The 18548-nt window shown below is 50.9% G+C and carries 14 protein-coding genes; 6 read left to right on the top strand and 8 right to left on the bottom strand.

Going from position 1 to position 18548, the window contains the following annotated elements; translation table 11 throughout:
* A complete protein-coding gene (gene rpmH / locus ACF8D4_RS18440; RefSeq protein WP_011758135.1) occupies positions 1-138 on the bottom strand; it encodes a 50S ribosomal protein L34 in 138 nt (45 codons plus the stop codon).
* A 440-nt stretch (positions 139-578) separates the two neighbouring features.
* Between rpmH and dnaA the strand changes: the two genes are divergently transcribed.
* From dnaA to ACF8D4_RS18415, 5 genes are all read left to right on the top strand, one after another.
* Positions 579-1967, top strand: coding sequence for a chromosomal replication initiator protein DnaA (gene dnaA, locus ACF8D4_RS18435; protein ID WP_025011718.1), 1389 nt, complete (start codon positions 579-581; stop codon positions 1965-1967).
* A gap of 15 nt (positions 1968-1982) precedes the next feature.
* The gene (gene dnaN / locus ACF8D4_RS18430; protein WP_107111426.1) at positions 1983-3083 is read left to right on the top strand and encodes a DNA polymerase III subunit beta; all 1101 of its coding nucleotides are present in this window, start codon (positions 1983-1985) and stop codon (positions 3081-3083) included.
* Positions 3084-3102: 19 nt separating this feature from the next.
* On the top strand, positions 3103-4185 hold the full coding sequence (gene recF, locus ACF8D4_RS18425; protein WP_062793861.1) for a DNA replication/repair protein RecF: 1083 nt from the start codon (positions 3103-3105) through the stop codon (positions 4183-4185).
* 16 nt (positions 4186-4201) lie between these two features.
* On the top strand, positions 4202-6619 hold the full coding sequence (gyrB, locus tag ACF8D4_RS18420; protein ID WP_025011716.1) for a DNA topoisomerase (ATP-hydrolyzing) subunit B: 2418 nt from the start codon (positions 4202-4204) through the stop codon (positions 6617-6619).
* Between the two features lie 130 nt (positions 6620-6749).
* On the top strand, positions 6750-7796 hold the full coding sequence (locus ACF8D4_RS18415; RefSeq protein ID WP_372584257.1) for an HDOD domain-containing protein: 1047 nt from the start codon (positions 6750-6752) through the stop codon (positions 7794-7796).
* Between the two features lie 54 nt (positions 7797-7850).
* Here ACF8D4_RS18415 and glyS read toward each other — a convergent pair whose 3' ends face one another.
* Entirely contained in the window at positions 7851-9920 is a 2070-nt protein-coding gene (gene glyS / locus ACF8D4_RS18410; protein ID WP_392466138.1) for a glycine--tRNA ligase subunit beta, read from the bottom strand.
* Between the two features lie 10 nt (positions 9921-9930).
* A complete protein-coding gene (gene glyQ, locus ACF8D4_RS18405) occupies positions 9931-10836 on the bottom strand; it encodes a glycine--tRNA ligase subunit alpha (RefSeq protein WP_028780936.1) in 906 nt (301 codons plus the stop codon).
* A gap of 109 nt (positions 10837-10945) precedes the next feature.
* Here glyQ and ACF8D4_RS18400 point away from each other — a divergent pair, with 109 nt between their 5' ends.
* On the top strand, positions 10946-11509 hold the full coding sequence (locus ACF8D4_RS18400) for a DNA-3-methyladenine glycosylase I (protein WP_025011835.1): 564 nt from the start codon (positions 10946-10948) through the stop codon (positions 11507-11509).
* A gap of 402 nt (positions 11510-11911) precedes the next feature.
* Here ACF8D4_RS18400 and ACF8D4_RS18395 read toward each other — a convergent pair whose 3' ends face one another.
* The 5 genes from ACF8D4_RS18395 to fadA all read right to left on the bottom strand — a co-directional run bounded on the left by ACF8D4_RS18395 (position 11912) and on the right by fadA (position 18539).
* Entirely contained in the window at positions 11912-15088 is a 3177-nt protein-coding gene (locus ACF8D4_RS18395) for an amidohydrolase family protein (RefSeq protein WP_392466135.1), read from the bottom strand.
* Positions 15089-15188: 100 nt separating this feature from the next.
* Positions 15189-15659: an MOSC domain-containing protein gene (locus ACF8D4_RS18390; protein WP_342200258.1), complete on the bottom strand. Its 471-nt coding sequence runs from the start codon at positions 15657-15659 to the stop codon at positions 15189-15191.
* Between the two features lie 23 nt (positions 15660-15682).
* Positions 15683-15928: a sulfurtransferase TusA gene (gene tusA / locus ACF8D4_RS18385; RefSeq protein WP_392466133.1), complete on the bottom strand. Its 246-nt coding sequence runs from the start codon at positions 15926-15928 to the stop codon at positions 15683-15685.
* 122 nt (positions 15929-16050) lie between these two features.
* The gene (locus ACF8D4_RS18380) at positions 16051-17178 is read right to left on the bottom strand and encodes a diguanylate cyclase domain-containing protein (protein WP_025011831.1); all 1128 of its coding nucleotides are present in this window, start codon (positions 17176-17178) and stop codon (positions 16051-16053) included.
* A 197-nt stretch (positions 17179-17375) separates the two neighbouring features.
* A complete protein-coding gene (gene fadA, locus ACF8D4_RS18375; RefSeq protein ID WP_044735608.1) occupies positions 17376-18539 on the bottom strand; it encodes an acetyl-CoA C-acyltransferase FadA in 1164 nt (387 codons plus the stop codon).
* Between the last annotated feature and the right edge of the window lie 9 nt (positions 18540-18548).

Here is an 18548-nt window from a genome sequence, read left to right as displayed (position 1 = left end):
TTAAGCAGACAGACGAGCGCGACCTTTGGCACGGCGACGAGCCAGTACCTTACGGCCGTTCGCTGTAGCCATACGAGCGCGGAAGCCGTGAGAACGCTTGCGCTTCAGGTTGCTAGGTTGAAAAGTACGTTTACTCATGATGGCAATCCGTCTTTGTTAGTGAATTTACCTTATCTCTCGTACGAGGTAAGGGCAAAAAAGAGGCCGAATTGTAATCACTTTAGTCAGAGCAGTCAACACGCGCAGCCCTTCTCAAGGTAATTTATCTCGGCATTTTCGCGATCTGTAGAGCAGAGTTCACCACAGGATGTGGATAACTCTGTGTACGGACACTACATCTTGTGGATCCATTGATCTCTTGGCAGATCGGCGGTCGCTGATTATAGATCAGGGTGGATCGCTTTATAAAGCGGGATTTTAACCGTTTCACCAAATAGTGGATCTTGGTGGATCGATCCGGATCCGGTGGATCTGATGATTGGGATCCGGCTGGGGATAATTACACTTAAAGGATAGCGATTATTCAGATCTCACTATAGAATACCCTCCTTTCGAGGCGATCTTTTGGGGATAAGTAAGTGGCGGTTTCACTTTGGCAACAATGTATCGGACGACTGCAAGATGAGCTTTCTGCTCAACAATTCAGTATGTGGATCAGACCGTTACAGGCCGAAATGGATGGGGATACCCTGGTGATCTATGCACCAAACCGGTTCGTGCTTGATTGGGTTCGGGATAAATATCTCAACATTATCAATCAGTTTTTTACTGAGCATTTGGGCAATGATGCGCCAAAACTCAGGTTTGATATCGGTAGTCGTCCGTCGGCCAAGCCCCAGGTTCAGACCCCAACTGCGACCAAGGCCTCTGTCAGTGCTCCCAAGAGTGCGGCCGGTAAAGGTGCAACCTTTAATACTGCCGCTGAACCAGCCGTAAACCACAGCTATCGCAGCAATATTAACCCCACTTACCAATTCGACAACTTTGTTGAAGGTAAGTCCAACCAACTGGGTAAGGCGGCCGCATTGCAGGTGGCTGAAAACCCGGGTGGTGCCTATAACCCTCTGTTTCTATATGGCGGTACCGGTTTGGGTAAGACTCACCTACTGCACGCCGTAGGCAACGGCATTATCAAGAATAATCCTAACGCCAAAGTGGTTTATATGCACTCAGAGCGTTTTGTGCAGGACATGGTCAAGGCGTTGCAAAACAATGCCATCGAAGACTTCAAGCGTTACTATCGCAGTGTTGATGCCCTGTTTATCGATGACATTCAGTTTTTTGCCAATAAAGACAGATCCCAGGAAGAGTTTTTCCACACCTTTAATGCCTTGCTTGAAGGCAATCACCAGATCATTTTGACATCGGATCGGTATCCGAAAGAGATCGACGGTGTGGAAGATCGGCTCAAGTCGCGCTTTGGCTGGGGTCTTACCGTGGCCATCGAGCCGCCTGAGCTGGAAACCCGGGTCGCCATTTTGATGCGCAAGGCGCAGGAGAGTGGGATCAACTTGCCGGATGAAGTGGCCTTCTTCATCGCCAAGCGTTTACGCTCCAACGTGCGTGAACTGGAAGGGGCATTGAACCGGGTTATCGCCAATGCCAACTTTACCGGTCGGCCAATAACCATTGATTTTGTGCGCGAAGCCTTGCGTGACCTCTTGGCTCTGCAGGAAAAATTAGTCACTATAGACAACATTCAGAAAACAGTGGCTGAATACTACAAGATCAAGATGGCCGATATGCTGTCCAAGCGCCGTTCCCGCAGTGTGGCGAGACCGAGGCAGATGGCCATGGCGTTATCTAAAGAATTAACCAATCAGAGCTTACCTGAGATAGGTGATGCTTTTGGTGGTCGTGACCATACAACTGTGTTGCATGCCTGCCGCAAGATTGCACAGCTGCGGGAAGAGAGTCACGACATTAAGGAAGATTATGCCAACTTGATTAGAACCTTATCTTCTTAATCAGGGAACAGGACCATGAAATTTTCGATCGATAGGGATGCCCTATTAAAGCCGCTCCAGTTGGTCAGTGGCGCGGTGGAAAGACGCCATAACTTGCCCATTCTGGCAAACCTCCTGGTGGAAGTAAGTAATCACTCACTCAAGATGACGGGTACAGATCTTGAGGTGGAATTGGTCGGCAGTGCCGAGGTCAGTGGCGAAGTGCAGGAAGGTCGCACCACAGTGCCGGCCAAGAAACTGCTCGATATTGTCAAGTCACTGCCTGAGCAGAGCGAAATCAAGATCGAGCAGCAGGAAAACAAGTGGCTGCTTCGCAGCGGTCGCAGCCGTTTCTCGTTGGCGACGCTACCGGCGGAAGAATACCCCAATGTCGAGAGTTTCCAGCCCGCCATCGAATTTAACCTCAAGCAGGGCACACTCAAGTCACTGATAGATGCTACTCAGTTTTCCATGGCCAACCAGGATGTGCGTTACTATCTCAACGGTTTGCTGCTGGAAACCGAGGGTAATGTACTGCGCGCCATTGCAACAGACGGCCACCGCTTGGCTCTGAGTCACAGAGAAATAGCAGCCTCTTTGCCGGAAAATCAGGTGATCGTGCCTCGTAAAGGGGTGATGGAGCTGGCTCGCTTGCTGGACAGTGAAGAGCAGGATATCCATATTGCCATTGGTGATAACGCCATTCGTGCTACCACAGCCAGCGCCGTGTTCACCAGTAAGCTGGTGGATGGTCGCTTCCCGGATTATCGCCGGGTATTGCCCAAAGGCGGCGACAAGATAGTGCTGGCCAGTCGCAATCAGCTTAAGCAAGCACTATTGCGGGCTTCTATCCTGTCCAATGAGAAATTCCGTGGTGTCAGGGTGCAGCTGGAAAATGCGCTGCTCAAGATCACCGCCAATAACCCGGAGCAGGAAGAAGCCGAAGAGATAATCGATGTGGATTACGCCGGTCAGCCGCTCGAAATCGGCTTCAACGTCTCTTATCTGCTGGATGTGCTCAATGGTCTCAAGGCCGATGAAGTGAGGATCACCCTCAGTGACGGTAACTCCAGTGCCTTGATTGAAAACCACGTCGAGGAAGACTCCATGTACGTGGTGATGCCGATGCGCCTCTAGGGGCGACTTTGGGCCATAAATGAGTCTAACTCGTCTCAATATCCAAGCTTTTCGTAATATCGATTCAGCCCAACTGCTCCCCGGCACTGGGCTGAATCTTATTTACGGCCAAAATGGCAGTGGCAAAACCAGTGTCCTGGAGGCGATTTACTTTCTGGGGATGGGCCGCTCGTTTCGCAGTCATCTGTCTCAGAGGGTGATCAATAACCAACAGGATCAGTTGACCCTGTTTGCCAATTTGAGCCTGCCCTCCGGTGATAGTAAGTTGGGGCTACGGCGGTTTCGCAGCGGCGAAACCGAGGTCAGAATGGATGGCGAGAAGATAAAGCGCCTGTCTGTGCTGGCCGACACCTTGCCTATTCAGGTAATCACCCCAGAGAGCTTTTCGCTATTGTTTGAAGGCCCCAAGGCCAGGCGCCAGTTTATCGATTGGGGCGCGTTTCATTGCGATCCCCAGTTTTATCAGGCCTGGGTCAATGTAAGGCGGATCCTCAAGCAACGTAATCAATTACTTAAGGATGGTGCAGCCTACCAGCAAATCGCATACTGGGACCGGGATTTTATCCGTTATACCGAGTTGGTCACCGAGATACGAAAGGCATATGTAGACTCGTTAAATGAGCTACTTAAGGGTATAATCGGGGAGTTTTTACCACAGGTTGATATCAAGGTTTCCTTTACCCGTGGTTGGGATAGTAAAACTGAGTTTTCGACCCTGTTACAGGCGTCTTATTCCCGGGATCTATCCATGGGGCACACCGTCAGTGGCCCCCATAAAGCCGACTTGAGACTCAGAGTGGGTAATCTACCCGCTCAGGATGCTTTGTCCCGTGGTCAGCTGAAGTTGTTGGTGTGTGCACTGCGAATAGCACAAGGAAAGTTGCTTAAACAACAAATAGATAAGAATAGTATCTATCTGGTCGACGATCTGCCGTCAGAGTTGGATGCGAAACACAGGAAGTTATTGCTGCGGCAGTTGAGCGAAACCGGGGCGCAAGTGTTTGTCACTGCGATTGACCCGGCAGCAATATCAGATTCATTAAGCACGCCCCCAAGCCGGATTTTTCAGGTGGAACAGGGGCGGGTAACGGTCATTGAATAACCGATGAGAGAATAATATGTCAGAGAACAGTTACGATTCTTCGAGTATCAAGGTCCTTAAGGGCCTTGATGCGGTACGTAAAAGACCTGGGATGTATATTGGTGATACCGACGATGGCACGGGTCTGCATCACATGGTATTCGAAGTCGTCGATAACTCTATCGATGAAGCTTTGGCGGGCCACTGCAGTGACATAGTGATCACCATCCATGTTGATGGCTCTGTATCTGTCAAAGATGATGGTCGTGGTATTCCGGTTGCCATTCACCCTGAAGAAGGGGTATCGGCTGCCCAGGTTATTATGACAGTGCTGCACGCCGGCGGTAAGTTCGACGACAACTCCTATAAAGTTTCCGGTGGTTTGCACGGTGTGGGTGTGTCAGTGGTTAACGCCCTGTCGGAAAAGCTGCAGTTGACCATTCGCCGCGATGGCAAGGTTTATGAGCAGTTCTACAAGCATGGTGAGCCGCAAGAGCCTATCAAGGAAATCGGTGAAGCAACCAAGACAGGTACTGAAATTCGTTTCTGGCCCAGCCATGAAACCTTTACTGATACCGAGTTTCATTATGAGCTGTTGGCCAAACGTATTCGCGAGCTTTCATTCCTGAACTCAGGCGTGGGTATCCGTCTTATTGACGAGCGCGACAACAAAGATGAGTTTTTCCACTATGAGGGCGGTATCAAGGCCTTCGTAGAGTACCTGAACCGTAACAAGACTCCGGTGAATAAGGATGTATTCCACTTCTCCCAAGAGCGGGATGATGGCATCACTGTTGAAGTGGCCATGCAGTGGAACGACGGTTTCCAGGAAAGCATTTTCTGTTTTACCAACAACATTCCCCAGCGTGATGGTGGTACTCACCTGGCAGGTTTCCGGGCGGCATTGACCCGTAACCTGAACAACTACATGGAGAATGAGGGTTTCAACAAGAAGGGCAAGACCAACGCCACAGGTGATGATGCCCGTGAAGGCCTGACCGCAGTGGTTTCTGTGAAGGTTCCTGACCCCAAGTTCAGCTCCCAAACCAAAGACAAGCTGGTTTCCAGTGAGGTCAAAGGCGCCGTGGAACAGACCATGGGTGAGAAGCTGAATGACTATCTGCTGGAAAACCCAGCCGATGCCAAGATGATTGTTGGCAAGATTATTGACGCTGCCCGCGCCCGTGAAGCGGCCCGTAAGGCCCGCGAGATGACCCGTCGTAAAGGTGCTCTGGATTTGGGTGGTTTGCCGGGTAAATTGGCTGACTGTCAGGAAAAAGACCCAGGTCTTTCTGAAATCTACATAGTGGAGGGTGATTCGGCCGGCGGTAGTGCCAAACAGGGCCGAAACAGAAAGAACCAGGCTATTTTGCCACTCAAGGGTAAAATTCTTAACGTAGAGAAGGCTCGCTTCGACAAGATGCTGTCTTCTCAGGAAGTGGCGACTCTTATCACTGCCCTTGGCTGCGGTATCGGCCGTGATGAATATGATCCGGAAAAAACCCGTTACCACTACATCATCATCATGACGGATGCTGACGTCGACGGCTCGCACATTCGTACGCTGCTGTTGACCTTCTTCTTCCGTCAGATGCCTGAGCTGATCGAGCGTGGCTTTGTTTATATTGCCCAGCCTCCTTTGTTCAAAGTGAAGAAAGGCAAGCAGGAGCAGTATCTGAAAGATGAGCCGGCATTGACTGAATACTTGACCACTCAGGCTTTGGATGGCGGCTGCATCTATCCGTCCAAGGATGCACCGGCCATGTCTGGTGAAGGCTTGGAGCGTCTGGTTAATCAGTATCGCGAAGTGGAAGCCATCATTGAGCGCTTGGAAAAGCGTTACCCAACCAATGTGACCAACCGCATGCTGTATCGTCCACGGGTGACCGCCGAAATGCTGGCCGATGAGGCCGCTATGACCACTTGGTGCAAAGGCCTGCTGCAGGATCTTGAAGATGAAGAGAATGGCGGCGTTATCTACAAGATGGAAACTGTGCTGGACCCAGAGCGTAAGGTGTATCTGCCGCAGCTCATTGTGCGCAAACACGGTATAGATACCCATTATCTGTTTGGTTATGACTTCTTCCATTCCAGCGATTATGAGCGTATCGCCAAGCTGGGTGAGCAGATCTGTGATCTGATTGAAGACGGCGGCTATGTTAAACGCGGTGAGCGGGTCAAAGAGGTCAGCAGTTTTGTTGAAGCACTTGACTGGCTGATTGCTGAGTCCAAGCGCGGTCTCTATATCCAGCGCTATAAAGGACTGGGTGAAATGAACCCAGAGCAGCTATGGGAAACCACCATGGATCCCGAGAGCCGCCGCATGTTGCAGGTCACTATTGAAGATGCGATAGCGGCCGATCAGCTGTTTACCACTCTGATGGGCGATCAGGTTGAGCCAAGACGCGACTTTATCGAAGCCAACGCCCTCAACGTGGCTAACCTCGACGTTTAATCAAACAGCTTGTTATCTTTAAAAGGAAGGCCTCAGGCCTTCCTTTTTTATTGGGTGTTTACCGCGTTAACTTTAGGAAATAGCGATTATACTGAACCATCTGGGGTGGAATAATTGCGCAGGAAATCAAGTGATAGGAATCTTCAGGAAACTGTTTAATGTCAGGGAAAACGTTGAAGTAGAGCGACCAAAAAGCTTCAACGAAGCCCCGCCCAATATCCAGCATGAGCAGCAAGCATTGAGCCGCTCGCGGGAGACTGAGGCTGACGAACTGGTGGCTGCCGTCGATGCTACTGCACTGTTTTACAGTTTACTGTTCTCCGTCAGCAGCCAGAATAGCGGTGGCGTTGCCAATAAACTCGAAAAGCGAGTCATGAGCGACATTGAGCAGGCACTGGCCTCACCGCAGCAGATTGCCGATTCTGTACTGCAGATCCCTGGTCGTATACTGGAGCTGGACAACAAACTCAGCGATCCAGAATTTGATAGTCAGGATATAGTGGTACTGATTCAGCAAGATCCCGTATTGAGTGCCGAGGTGATCCGCATCTGTAACTCGGCGGCTTTTCGCCGCAGCGAGCGGCAGATAACCAGTCTCCAGCAGGCTCTGGTTCAACTGGGCAGCAACAGACTAAGACGGATAGTGACTACCTGCATGATGAAAGAGATGATAGATATCAAACCCATCTACTTTCGCCGTTTTGGGGCCCATTTGTGGCGCCATTCACTACAGGTGGCTTTCCTGGCCGGAGAACTGGAAACCGAAGAACCGGATACAGCTTTTATGGTGGGGCTGCTGCACGATGTTGGCAAGATAGCCATCTTCAAGCTGTTGCTCGATGCTTTCAATCAGGCCGACCCTGGCGAGCAGCCCAAGTCCTGGCTGTTCCGTCAGGTGATGACGGCGCGCTCCTTGTCATTGAGTAGCCTGCTGGTGAGTTGCTGGCAGTTACCCAAGGCATTTGAGATTGTACTGCAACCTCTGGCCAATGTCGGTGCCAAGCCGGAAAATCGTTTAAGCCAGCTGATTTGGCAAGCCAATCTGATCAGTGAATGCTCTATGCTGGTGGAAGAGGATAAGTTGCCCCCGGAATTGCTGGATGCCTTGTTGAAGGAAGCCAATGTCAGCCGGGAAATGTTTGAACAGTGGCATCAGAAACTGCTTGAAATAAAATGAAAAAACGCGCCTTTCGGCGCGTTTTTTAGCTGTTTGGCATCACTGCAACTGCCATCACTGCAACAGTGATATATCGGCCACTCGCAGGAACTGATTCCGCAGCTGGTTCAGCAGTGCCAGACGATTGCGGCGCAGCGCCTCATCGTCGGCCATTACCATCACATCTTCAAAGAAGGTATCTACCGGCTCTTTCAGCGTCGATAGCAGGGTCAATCCTTGTTGATATTCCCCTTTGGCAAACAAGGGCTCAAGTTGTGGCTGAAGTGAGCTCAGAACTTGATTCAGGGCCTTCTCGGCATCTTCCTGCAGCAGGGCAGTATCGACTTCGCTTGGTAATTCACCTTCAACCTTGGCGAGAATATTGGAAACCCGCTTGTTGGCTGCGGCCAGAGAGGCGGCTTGCTCCAGGCTGCGGAAATGGCTGACGGCCTGGATACGGCTGTCAAAGTCGGCCGGACGAGTCGGCCGACGGGCCAGAACCGCCAGAATCACATCGGTACTGATGCCTTTATCCTGATACCAGGCGCGGAAACGGCCCATCAGGAATTCCAGCACCTCTTCGGCGCAGTGCTGATTGCTGAGGTTGCTGCCGTGAGCCTTGATGGCACAGCCAATCAGTTCGACCAGATCCAGTGGCAGTTTGTTCTCAACAATGATCCTCAGTACACCTATGGCCGCGCGGCGCAGGGCAAAGGGGTCGGCAGCGCCTTTAGGAGCCTGGCCGATACCGAATATCCCGGTCAGGGTATCCAGCTTCTCTGCCAGTGCAACGGCGCAGGATACCGGCGCTGTAGGCACAGTATCACCGGAGAACTTGGGCTTGTACTGTTCTTCCAATGCCAGTGCAACGGCTTCGGTTTCCCCTTCGAGGCGCGCGTAATGCATACCCATGGTGCCTTGGGTGTCGGTAAATTCCATAACCATATTGGTCATCAAATCGGCCTTGGACAACAGACCGGCCCGCTTGGCATCGGCTTGGTTGGCATCGATTTTGGCCGCAATGGCTGCGGCCACACAGGAGATGCGCTCCACTCTGTCTTTAAGGGTGCCCAATTGCTTCTGGAATACCACGGTTTCCAGGCTGGCAATGCGTGACTCGAGTGATTGCTTTTTATCTGTGTTAAAGAAGAATTCGGCATCGGCCAGGCGAGGGCGGACAACTTTCTCATTTCCGGCAATGATTTGCGCCGGATCTTTGGACTCAATATTGGTCACAAAGATGAAGTTGGGCATCAGCTTATTGTTGCCATCAAATACCGGGAAGTATTTCTGATCGCCTTTCATTGTGTAGACCAGAGCCTCGGCGGGCACCTGCAAAAACTTCTCTTCGAAAGCCGCTGTCAGTACCACAGGCCATTCAACCAAGGAGGCGACTTCTTCAAGCAGTTCGTCGGCGATATCGGCACGGCCACCCAACTCGGCAGCGGCTTTTTCGGCGTCTGTCTTGATGATATCCATTCTGGCCTGATAGTCGGCAATCACCTTGCCGCGCTCTTTCAAGCTGCTGAGGTAGTTGTCGGCATGATCCAGCTCGAAGCTGGCTTCGCCCATAAAGCGGTGACCACGAATGGTACGTGCGGAGGTGATACCCAACAGCTCACCGGCAACCAGCTTGTCACCCAACAACATGGTAACTGTATGCACGGGGCGAATAAATTGAGTCTTGTTGCTGCCCCAGCGCATAGGCTTGGGGATAGGCAGCTTATCCAGGGCGCGCTGGGCCATGGCCGGGATCAGGCTTTCAGTGGTCACACCTTCAACCTTGGCGCGGTGCAGCAGCCATTCCCCCTTGTCTGTCACCAGACGCTCGGCTTCGGCAACGCTGATACCATTGCCGCGGGCCCAGCCTTCGGCGGCCTTGGTTGGCTTGCCGTCGGCATCAAAGGCCGAGCTGACCGCTGGGCCTCTTTTCTCAACCACTTTATCCTGTTGTGCCAGGGCCAGTTGCTCTATGTAGAGCGCCAAACGGCGCGGAGCGGCATACCAGTGTGCCTTGCTATAGCTGAGTTCGGCCTTGTCCAGCTCTTCGCAGAAGTTGTTTACAAAAGACTCTGCCAGAGTGCGCAAAGCTTTTGGTGGCAGCTCTTCGGTACCTATCTCTATGAGTAAGTTGTCAAAATTCATTAGTTCTACCTCATTTGCACATTGGGAAGCCCAGGGCTTCACGCGCCTGGTAATAAGCTTCGGCTACCGCCTTGGCCATGGTGCGCACCCGCAGGATGTAGCGCTGACGCTCGGTCACAGAGATGGCGTGACGGGCATCGAGCAGATTGAAGGCGTGTGAGGCCTTCATCACTTGCTCATAAGCGGGCAGAGGCAGAGGTTTTTCCAGTGAAAGCAGGTGCTGACAGGTTTTTTCGCACTGATCGAACAGACCGAACAGGAAGTCGACATCGGCATGTTCAAAGTTGTAGGTCGACTGCTCCACTTCGTTTTGGTGGAACACGTCACCATAGGTGATCCTTCCCATTGGGCCGTCAGTCCAAACCAGATCATAGACGCTGTCTACGCCTTGAATATACATGGCAAGACGTTCTAGACCATAGGTGATTTCGCCGGTTACCGGGCTACATTCGAGGCCACCAACCTGTTGGAAATAGGTGAACTGGCTGACTTCCATACCGTTGAGCCAAACTTCCCAGCCCAGGCCCCAAGCACCCAGGGTAGGTGATTCCCAGTTGTCTTCAACGAAACGGATATCATGGATACTTGGGTCTACACCCAGGGCTTGCAGTGAGCCTAGGTACAACTCCTGAATATTATCCGGTGAAGGTTTCAATACGACCTGAAACTGATAGTAGTGCTGAAGACGGTTGGGGTTTTCACCATAGCGGCCATCGGTAGGGCGGCGCGATGGTTGGACATACGCGCTGCTCATCGGCTCTGGGCCCAATGAACGCAAAAAGGTTTGTGGATGGAAGGTGCCGGCACCGACCTCCATGTCCAGGGGTTGAACTATGGCGCAACCTTGCTGCGCCCAGTATTCTTGCAGGGTTAAGATAAAACCCTGGAATGTCTTCACGTCGTGTTTCGTCGTCATATCTACTGCTGTCAGCTATTAATAGAAAATGGTTTCGATTATACCTTGTCGATATAGGCTTATGTAGGTTATTTTTTATCGGATTTAACGATTTAAGGGATTTTGAGTAATGGATATAGTTCGTTGTGGCTGGGTGACTGATGATCCTCTCTATCAGGAATATCACGACAAGGTATGGGGAAGGCCGGTTTACGATGCCAAAGAACTGTTTGCCAAGCTCTGTCTCGATGGTCAGCAGGCTGGTTTGTCGTGGCTGACCATTCTCAAAAAGCAGGCCAACTATGAACGCGCCTTTGCCGGGTTTGATCCCCAAGTCATTGCCGGGTTCGACCAAGCCAAGATAGAGGAATTGCTACAAGACCCAGGGATAGTGCGCAATCGAGCTAAGGTGAATTCCATAGTTCGAAACGCCAAGGCATATCTGGCATTTGTGGAACAAGGTAATGATTTTTCAGAATTTCTTTGGGGTTTTGTCGGCGGGGTACCCAAAGTGAATCGCTTTGAAACCCTGACTCAGGTTCCGGCTCAAACACCAGAGTCGGAGGCTATGTCCAAGGCGCTGAAAAAACTGGGGTTTAACTTCTGTGGCCCGACAATTTGCTATGCCTTTATGCAGGCTGTAGGCATGGTCAACGATCATCTGTTGGATTGCTGTTGTTATCCCCATGATTAAATTTTCCCGGCGTCGCCGTTTTTTGCTGCTACTGTTCAGTTCTGGTCCGGGGCCAGGGCCCTTTGCGACGATAATCTATCTGCCATTGTGCATGTTATTCTGGATGTTTATCGCATTTGCCTTGGGTCGATTATTGACGCTTAGTGATGGCGTTAGTGTGTTTATTGGAGCGCTATTTACATTGCCAACTCTGGCGCTGGTGAACTTGTGGGCCGTTCGGGTGGGTGATACTTTACTGCGACTCAGCTTTGGCAAACAAGCCATCATGCCTACACTCATCCGTTTCCTGTTGCCGGCGCTTGTGAGCTACCTACTGTTATCTTTGGCACTGCTACTGCTTATAAAATAAAAGGATGTTCCACGTGGAACATCCTTCCGTATTTACGTCGGGCGTAATCTTTTTTAAATCTCTTCAAAGAAGAAGGGCTGGCGCTGCTTCTTATCACCATTGAGTTGATTCATGGTTTCGGCATCATAGAGTTTGCCATTGACCATAGTATGAGTGACCCTGTCTGTGACCCTAATATCCTCTAGCGGGTTACCGTCGATAACAATAAGGTCGGCTAATTTGCCCGGCGTTATCGAACCAAGTTGATGGTCCATAGCGAAGGTCTTGGCGGGATAAAGCGTTGCCGTCTTCAGCACTTCCATATTGCTCATACCGCCCTGGGCAAACATCCACATCTCCCAATGAGCAGCCAAGCCTTCGCGCTGACCATGGGCACCAATGTTGGGATGAATCCCCAATTGATTCACCTCATTGGCGACTCTGGCCACATTGAAGTGGTTGTAATGTTCATCCGGTGCGGTAGGCCTTCTCATGGAGCGAGCCCGCAACAGATCGGCTGGAACATATTTTGACAATCGTGGATGAGCCCAGACATCAGTCTTGTCGTACCAATAGTTTTCACCCGAAATGCCACCATAGGCCACTACCAGGGTGGGGGTGTAACCCACTTGGGTTTGGCTCCAGAACTGCTTAATGTCGTCGTAGATTGCTGCAGCCGGCAGGGAGTGTTCCACTGTGGTGTGGCCATCGGCAATCATGGTGAGATTATGCTGCAGCAGGCTTCCTCCCTCTGGAACCACCATCATCTCCAGTTCTCTGGCCGCAGCTATGACTTGTTGACGCTGATTGCGTCTGGGTTGGTTATAGCTCTTGACGCTGAAAGCGCCGACTTTTTTAAGTCGTTCGAGGTGGAATTTGGCATCATCCAATGAGTCTATGTGGCTGGTGTAGCCAGGTAAGTTGGCACCATAGAGTATGGTGCCGGTAGAGAAGATCCGCGGACCAACAATCTTTCCGGCTTTTTGTTGCTCGCTAGCAGCAAAAATTTCTGTAGTGTCATTGGAGGGATCATGGATGCTGGTAACCCCCAAGGCCAAGCCGGCATATAGCTGCCAGTTCTGCTGGGGGATGATTTCGTTTTCTCCTTGAGCGCCATGGGCATGGGCGTCAAACAGACCCGGCATTAGTGTCTTACCTGAGATATCCACTAGCATGGCATCATCCGGAATAGCCATGCCGGCTTCACCCACGGCTTGGATATGGTTATCTTTCACCAACACCACACCCTTATCTATGACCCTATCATTGTCCATTGTGATGATCTTACCGCCGACGAAAGCGATTGTTCCACGTGGAACATCCATCTCTGTCTGAAAACCAATCTCAGTAACTTGGACCTTGTCCTTAGCATTCTTCTCTCGATAGTCGTTATCCAGGCTCACTTGATAGAGTTCTGGGCCAAGGGTCCAATAGAGTTGATCGCTGTTGGCGCCCCAACTGATACTCTCTCCGGCGCGGGTACTGAGCTGTGTCACCGGTAAATTAGTCGCCTTAGGCCCGATATCAACGGTTTCACCATGCTTGGCGAATGGGGTGACCCAAACCCGGAAACGTTCGGCAAACGCGAGCTGTTTACCATCGGGAGATACCCTGAATTCGGTGGCGTGTTTGCTGGTGTAGTGTACCCGCTTATCGAAACCACTAAGTGATATCGAGGCTAGCTGCGGCGTTTCACCACTCTCTATAAAGTAAACTCTGTCATTGTCGGCACCAAACTGTGGTTGGAAGCCTTGAGCAGAGAGTTTCTTTAGTTCTTTACCATTGCTGTCAACCAAGTAGAGCCCGGGATCCTGACTCCAGGTTTTTGGGGTAATATAGCCGCCGGCAATTTTACGAAACACCACCTGTTTGCCATCGGGAGAGAAGGTTGGCTCGATATATTTCCCCGGCTCTTGGGTAAGTGTTGTGGTTTTTCCTCCTCGGGCACTGATGGTTCTAACGCTGCCTTGTTGCTGATCATTCCATGTGGTAAACACCACTCGCTTACCGTCACGGGACCATTGAGGGAATAACTCTTCCAACTGTTCATCCAAACGGGTCAGGCGTTTCGGTTTGCCGTCCGGCAGCTGTTTTATCCAGATTTTTCCCAGAGCTTCGTAGATGACTTTGGTTCCATCTGGCGACACCTGAGCCATGCGCAGCATTTTGACATCCAGTTGTTGCTGATCTATATCCTGCTTAAAGCGCACCGCCGGTTGCACTGCAAGCTCTGTGGTGACATTGAATGGGATCTCTGCCGTTTGCTTGGAAGCCAATTCGAGTTTGTGGATTTTGCCTTTTGCCCAGAAATAGATCTCTGCACTATCTGGACTCCAGGCCATAGTGGGATAGACACCGTGTATCGCCCAGGTTTCCTGCATGTCTCTGTCAAGGTTGCCATAGAGCTTTTGCTCTTTACCGGAAGCCAGATCCAACAGGTATAAGGTTGACTGAAAACCGTCGCGTTTGATATAGGCCAACTGTTTACCATCCGGGCTCGGAGTAGGCCTGATAGCACCACCTGTGCCTTCGATAAGCACTTCGATATCCCCGGTTTGGGTATCGTAGCGCTTTATCTTGTATATGCCTTTGACCGAGTCTTTGGAGTAGTGAAAGGTCTTGCCTGGGGTGGCATCTTGGCTGAAGTAGATATATCGGCCGTCAGGGGAATAGGCGGGTTCACCCAAATCTTTCTGATCATTTGGCCGCTCGGTGAGTTTAACTCCTTCGCCACCGGCAATATGATAAAGCCAGACTTCCCCGGCTCCTAGACTGCGACTGGCTGTGAAGTGCTTTCGCGCCACCAGATACTGGGAGTCTGGGCTCCAGGCCGGGCTGTTGAGCAGGCGGAATGTTTCATTGGTTACCGGACGCGGATTACTGCCGTCAGCATTCATTACCCAGATGTTGTCGCCGCCATCCTGATCCGACGTAAAGGCAATGTATTTGCCATCTGGGCTATAGACGGGTTGCATCTGCCAGGCTATGCCTTGTGCCAGAGGTTTGGCTTCGCCGCCCTGAGCGGGAATTCTGTAGATGTCACCCAGCAGATCAAAAACCAGATATTTGCCATCCGGGCTCAGGCTCAGATTCATCCAGGTACCTTCAGATACCTGAATTTTGGCTTGTTCAAGAGGAGCATTCAGAGGGGCATTGACATCCCACTTGGGGGCTTGATCGTCACTGAATGCCGAAGCTGAAAAGAGCAATGAAACAGCTGTGTACAGAGGGGTTAGTTTAGGTCTCAACATGACAGCGGCCTTATTTTAGTTATCGGTTACCGACTGTCTGTTATCTCACAAATTTGTTAACAGTAAAACCTCAATACTGTATCAATTGGTTTTCCATGTTTTATAAGTCTAAGTTGCGATTTGGCCAGCTATCGAGTAACTGAACCGGGTCCTGAGGTTTGATTTTTCCCGGATTGATCACTTTGGCGGTACAGCCACCACGCCAACCAGGCGTTAATGCTGCTTCCAACCCCGGGTGTGCTCGCTCCATTTTGCCGCAAGGGTCTGTTTCTCCGGTAAGTTCAAGAACCAGTTGTTCACCAATCTTCAGGTATTTACCCACCAACTCAGGTGCAAACTCAAGACCATCCAGCAGCAAGTTGGCTCTGCGGCTCGTCCAGGGAAGCTCTGTCTGCAATTGAGCACAGGCTTGTTGCCACTGCTGTTGGGACAACAGCGTCACCTGACGCTTTCCCGGTTTACCGAATACGTCGCCCTCTACACCCTGGGCCAAACTGACTTCGGCATGAGGCAATAAATCCATCGGGGCGTTTCTTTGCTTTTTATGAGCGATAGCGAGCAGGGTAATCATAGGTTCCTTCCTGATGGAGTTAATTAGAGACCCTTCTTAATCAAATATTGATAAGGCAGGTTATCCGTTTGACTGGCCACCAAGGTGTGGTCCATAAACTGGCAAAAGCTGGGAATATCTCTGGTGGTAGCCGGATCATCGGCGATGATGAGTAGCGTTTCTCCTTCGGCCATATGACGGACTTTTTTACGAATCATCATGACAGGTTCCGGACACCTCAAACCTAAAGCATCCAGTTGATGTTGGGCACTGGCGAAGACCTGACTCATATAACCTCTTACAACGAGAACAACAGAAGTGGCTAATATTACTCCAAGGCAGCGGTCAAACCAAGTTGGCAGCTATTTTTTGTGCTCTACCGCATTGTTCCACGTGGAACATAGTTCTGTGCTTAATCCAACTCTGAGCTCTTAACTGTATCTTCGGTCTCCGGATCTCCGCCGGTTTCTGCTGTCGTATTCTGCTTACGGGAACGTTTATAGGCATACATGCGCTCGTCGGCCAGATGGATTAATGCCATGGGCTCCATATATTCATAGGGACCGGTTTCGGCAATACCGACACTAAGAGAAACCTCTTTGAGTGATTGTTGTAGATACTGCCTGAGTCGGTCGATAAATACTTCTCTGGCCTGATCTTCGCGGCAGTTGGGCAGTATGATACAGAACTCATCTCCGCCATAACGGAAGCAGCAGTCCTCCAATCTGGCTGTATTTTTTATCGCATTGGCGACAGTGCAGAGAACTTCATCCCCTAGTCTATGGCCTTGGGTGTCATTGAAGTTTTTGAAGTCATCTATATCCATATAGATGGCGGAGACCGGCTCGGCTCTCCTTTGTGCCGCTCGGAGGATTCTAGTGGCTATTTCTTGCAGATGGCGGACGTTTAGTAGCCCCGTTAGGGGATCGGTTCGCGAAAGCTCCTCCAACTGTTGTGTTCTCTGCTTTACCTTGGTCTCCATGCTGAGAGCGTATTGCTCCGCCTTGTACTTGGCATTCTCTATTTCGGAAACCAAGCTGCGAATGTAGGTATCGAATACCAGGGTCACATCAAACAACATTAACTTGTCCAGGGCGACTCTCGCTTCCTGAAACTCTTGCTCCTTAGTCATGGATGTAGCCAATACTTCGTAGAGCAGCGACTTTAGAGTATGAACCGCCGACAAGTAGAGTTTGGGCTCCACACCGATACGTTTATGTACCAAACCGATACGCAGACGGTTGTTAACATACTCAAGGTCATAAACACCACTAAATAAATCAATAACATACCTTCTTTGTGCCGTACGCAACCGAGCGAGAGTGTCTGAGTCGCCAATTAGAAGGGCTATTTCGGAAACACTGGTCTGTAATTGATAAAAACTGTCTACGACCCTGTCTATGTTGTGTTCGATAATGGGTTTGCAGGAAAGCAGAGCCTTGATGTCCTGACTGCCGAGATTAAAAAGGGATTTGCGGAAGTCAATTTCCAGCTCAGTGATCCGCATCTGCTCGAACAGTGTCTGTTCAGTCTGGAGCATGATGTTCTCTTCACCGTTATTAGTTACTGAAAGTAAAGATGAAGAATGGACTAAGAGCAAACTATCACGAGGGGAATCTTGAGTATTTGACGGCAATAAAAAACCGCCGCTTGGCTTTAACTGACCAGGCAGCGGTTTTCGTTTGAGTTCGCTTGAAAGGGGCTGCTTTATACGCCCTCAGCCTTGGCGATATTTACTCAGACACGCTCAAACACAGTGGCAATACCTTGGCCGAGACCAATACACATGGTTGCCAGACCCAAAGTCGCGTCTTTACTCTCCATCAGATTGATCAAAGTGGTAGAGATTCGGGCTCCCGAGCAACCCAGAGGGTGACCCAAAGCGATGGCTCCACCGTTGAGGTTAACCTTCTCATCGACCAACTCCATAAGACCTAGGTCTTTCACACAAGGCAGAGATTGCGCGGCAAAGGCTTCATTCAGCTCAACCAGATCGATATCCGCTATGCTGAGGCCTGCGCGAGTCAACGCCTTTTGTGTGGCTGGAACCGGGCCATAGCCCATGATTGATGGGTCACAACCGGCAACCGCCATCGACTTGATACGAGCTCTGATAGGCAGTCCCAGCGCCTTGGCTTTCTCTTCTTCCATCACCAGCATGGCCGATGCGCCATCGGACAGGGCCGAAGAGGTACCAGCGGTAACAGTGCCGTTGGCCGGGTCAAACACGGGACGCAGGCCCGCCAGTGATTCCATACTGGTTTCAGGGCGGATCACTTCGTCATAATCAATTTTGATCAAGGCACCATTGGCATCATGGCCTTCGATAGCCTGGATCTCTCTGGCAAAACGGCCTTCAACTGTGGCTGCATGCGCACGTTTGTGCGAGCGCACGGCAAACTCATCCTGCATTTCACGGCTGATACCGTGCATGCGACCGAGCATTTCCGCCGTCAGTCCCATCATACCGGCTGCTTTGGCAACCCGGGTTGCCAGGCCAGGGTGGAAGTCGACCCCATGACTCATGGGAACATGACCCATATGTTCAACACCACCAATGATGAAGGTGTCACCCATGCCAGTCATGATGGCCCTTGCAGCCTGGTGAATGGCTTCCATGGAGGAGCCACAGAGACGGTTTACGGTAACTGCGCCAACCTGCTTGGGGATACCCGCGAGCAGAGAGGCATTACGGGCGATATTGAAACCTTGCTCCAGAGTCTGCTGCACACAGCCCCAGATAACGTCTTCTATGGTGCCGGGATCCAACTGGGGATTACGTACCAGCAGGGCTTTCATCAACTCGGCAGAGAGTGTCTCTGCACGAACATTTCTAAATACACCGGCCTTGGAACGGCCCATGGGTGTACGAATGCAATCTACGATAACTGCTTGTTTCATGGTTAAAAT

Origin of the sequence: Shewanella sp. YQ_9 (genome assembly GCF_043103185.1) — a bacterium.
Taxonomy (GTDB): domain Bacteria; phylum Pseudomonadota; class Gammaproteobacteria; order Enterobacterales; family Shewanellaceae; genus Shewanella; species Shewanella algae.
This window is presented reverse-complemented; position numbering and strand designations above follow the sequence as displayed.

Bases quoted from the DNA above. Each gene is read 5' to 3' on its own strand.
- rpmH (WP_011758135.1), bottom strand. From the start codon at position 138: ATGAGTAAACGTACTTTTCAACCTAGCAACCTGAAGCGCAAGCGTTCT.
- dnaN (WP_107111426.1), top strand. From the start codon at position 1,983: ATGAAATTTTCGATCGATAGGGATGCCCTATTAAAGCCGCTCCAGTTG.
- recF (WP_062793861.1), top strand. From the start codon at position 3,103: ATGAGTCTAACTCGTCTCAATATCCAAGCTTTTCGTAATATCGATTCA.
- gyrB (WP_025011716.1), top strand. From the start codon at position 4,202: ATGTCAGAGAACAGTTACGATTCTTCGAGTATCAAGGTCCTTAAGGGC.
- glyS (WP_392466138.1), bottom strand. From the start codon at position 9,920: ATGAATTTTGACAACTTACTCATAGAGATAGGTACCGAAGAGCTGCCA.
- glyQ (WP_028780936.1), bottom strand. From the start codon at position 10,836: ATGACGACGAAACACGACGTGAAGACATTCCAGGGTTTTATCTTAACC.
- ACF8D4_RS18400 (WP_025011835.1), top strand. From the start codon at position 10,946: ATGGATATAGTTCGTTGTGGCTGGGTGACTGATGATCCTCTCTATCAG.
- ACF8D4_RS18395 (WP_392466135.1), bottom strand. From the start codon at position 15,088: ATGTTGAGACCTAAACTAACCCCTCTGTACACAGCTGTTTCATTGCTC.
- ACF8D4_RS18390 (WP_342200258.1), bottom strand. From the start codon at position 15,659: ATGATTACCCTGCTCGCTATCGCTCATAAAAAGCAAAGAAACGCCCCG.
- tusA (WP_392466133.1), bottom strand. From the start codon at position 15,928: ATGAGTCAGGTCTTCGCCAGTGCCCAACATCAACTGGATGCTTTAGGT.
- ACF8D4_RS18380 (WP_025011831.1), bottom strand. From the start codon at position 17,178: ATGCTCCAGACTGAACAGACACTGTTCGAGCAGATGCGGATCACTGAG.
- fadA (WP_044735608.1), bottom strand. From the start codon at position 18,539: ATGAAACAAGCAGTTATCGTAGATTGCATTCGTACACCCATGGGCCGT.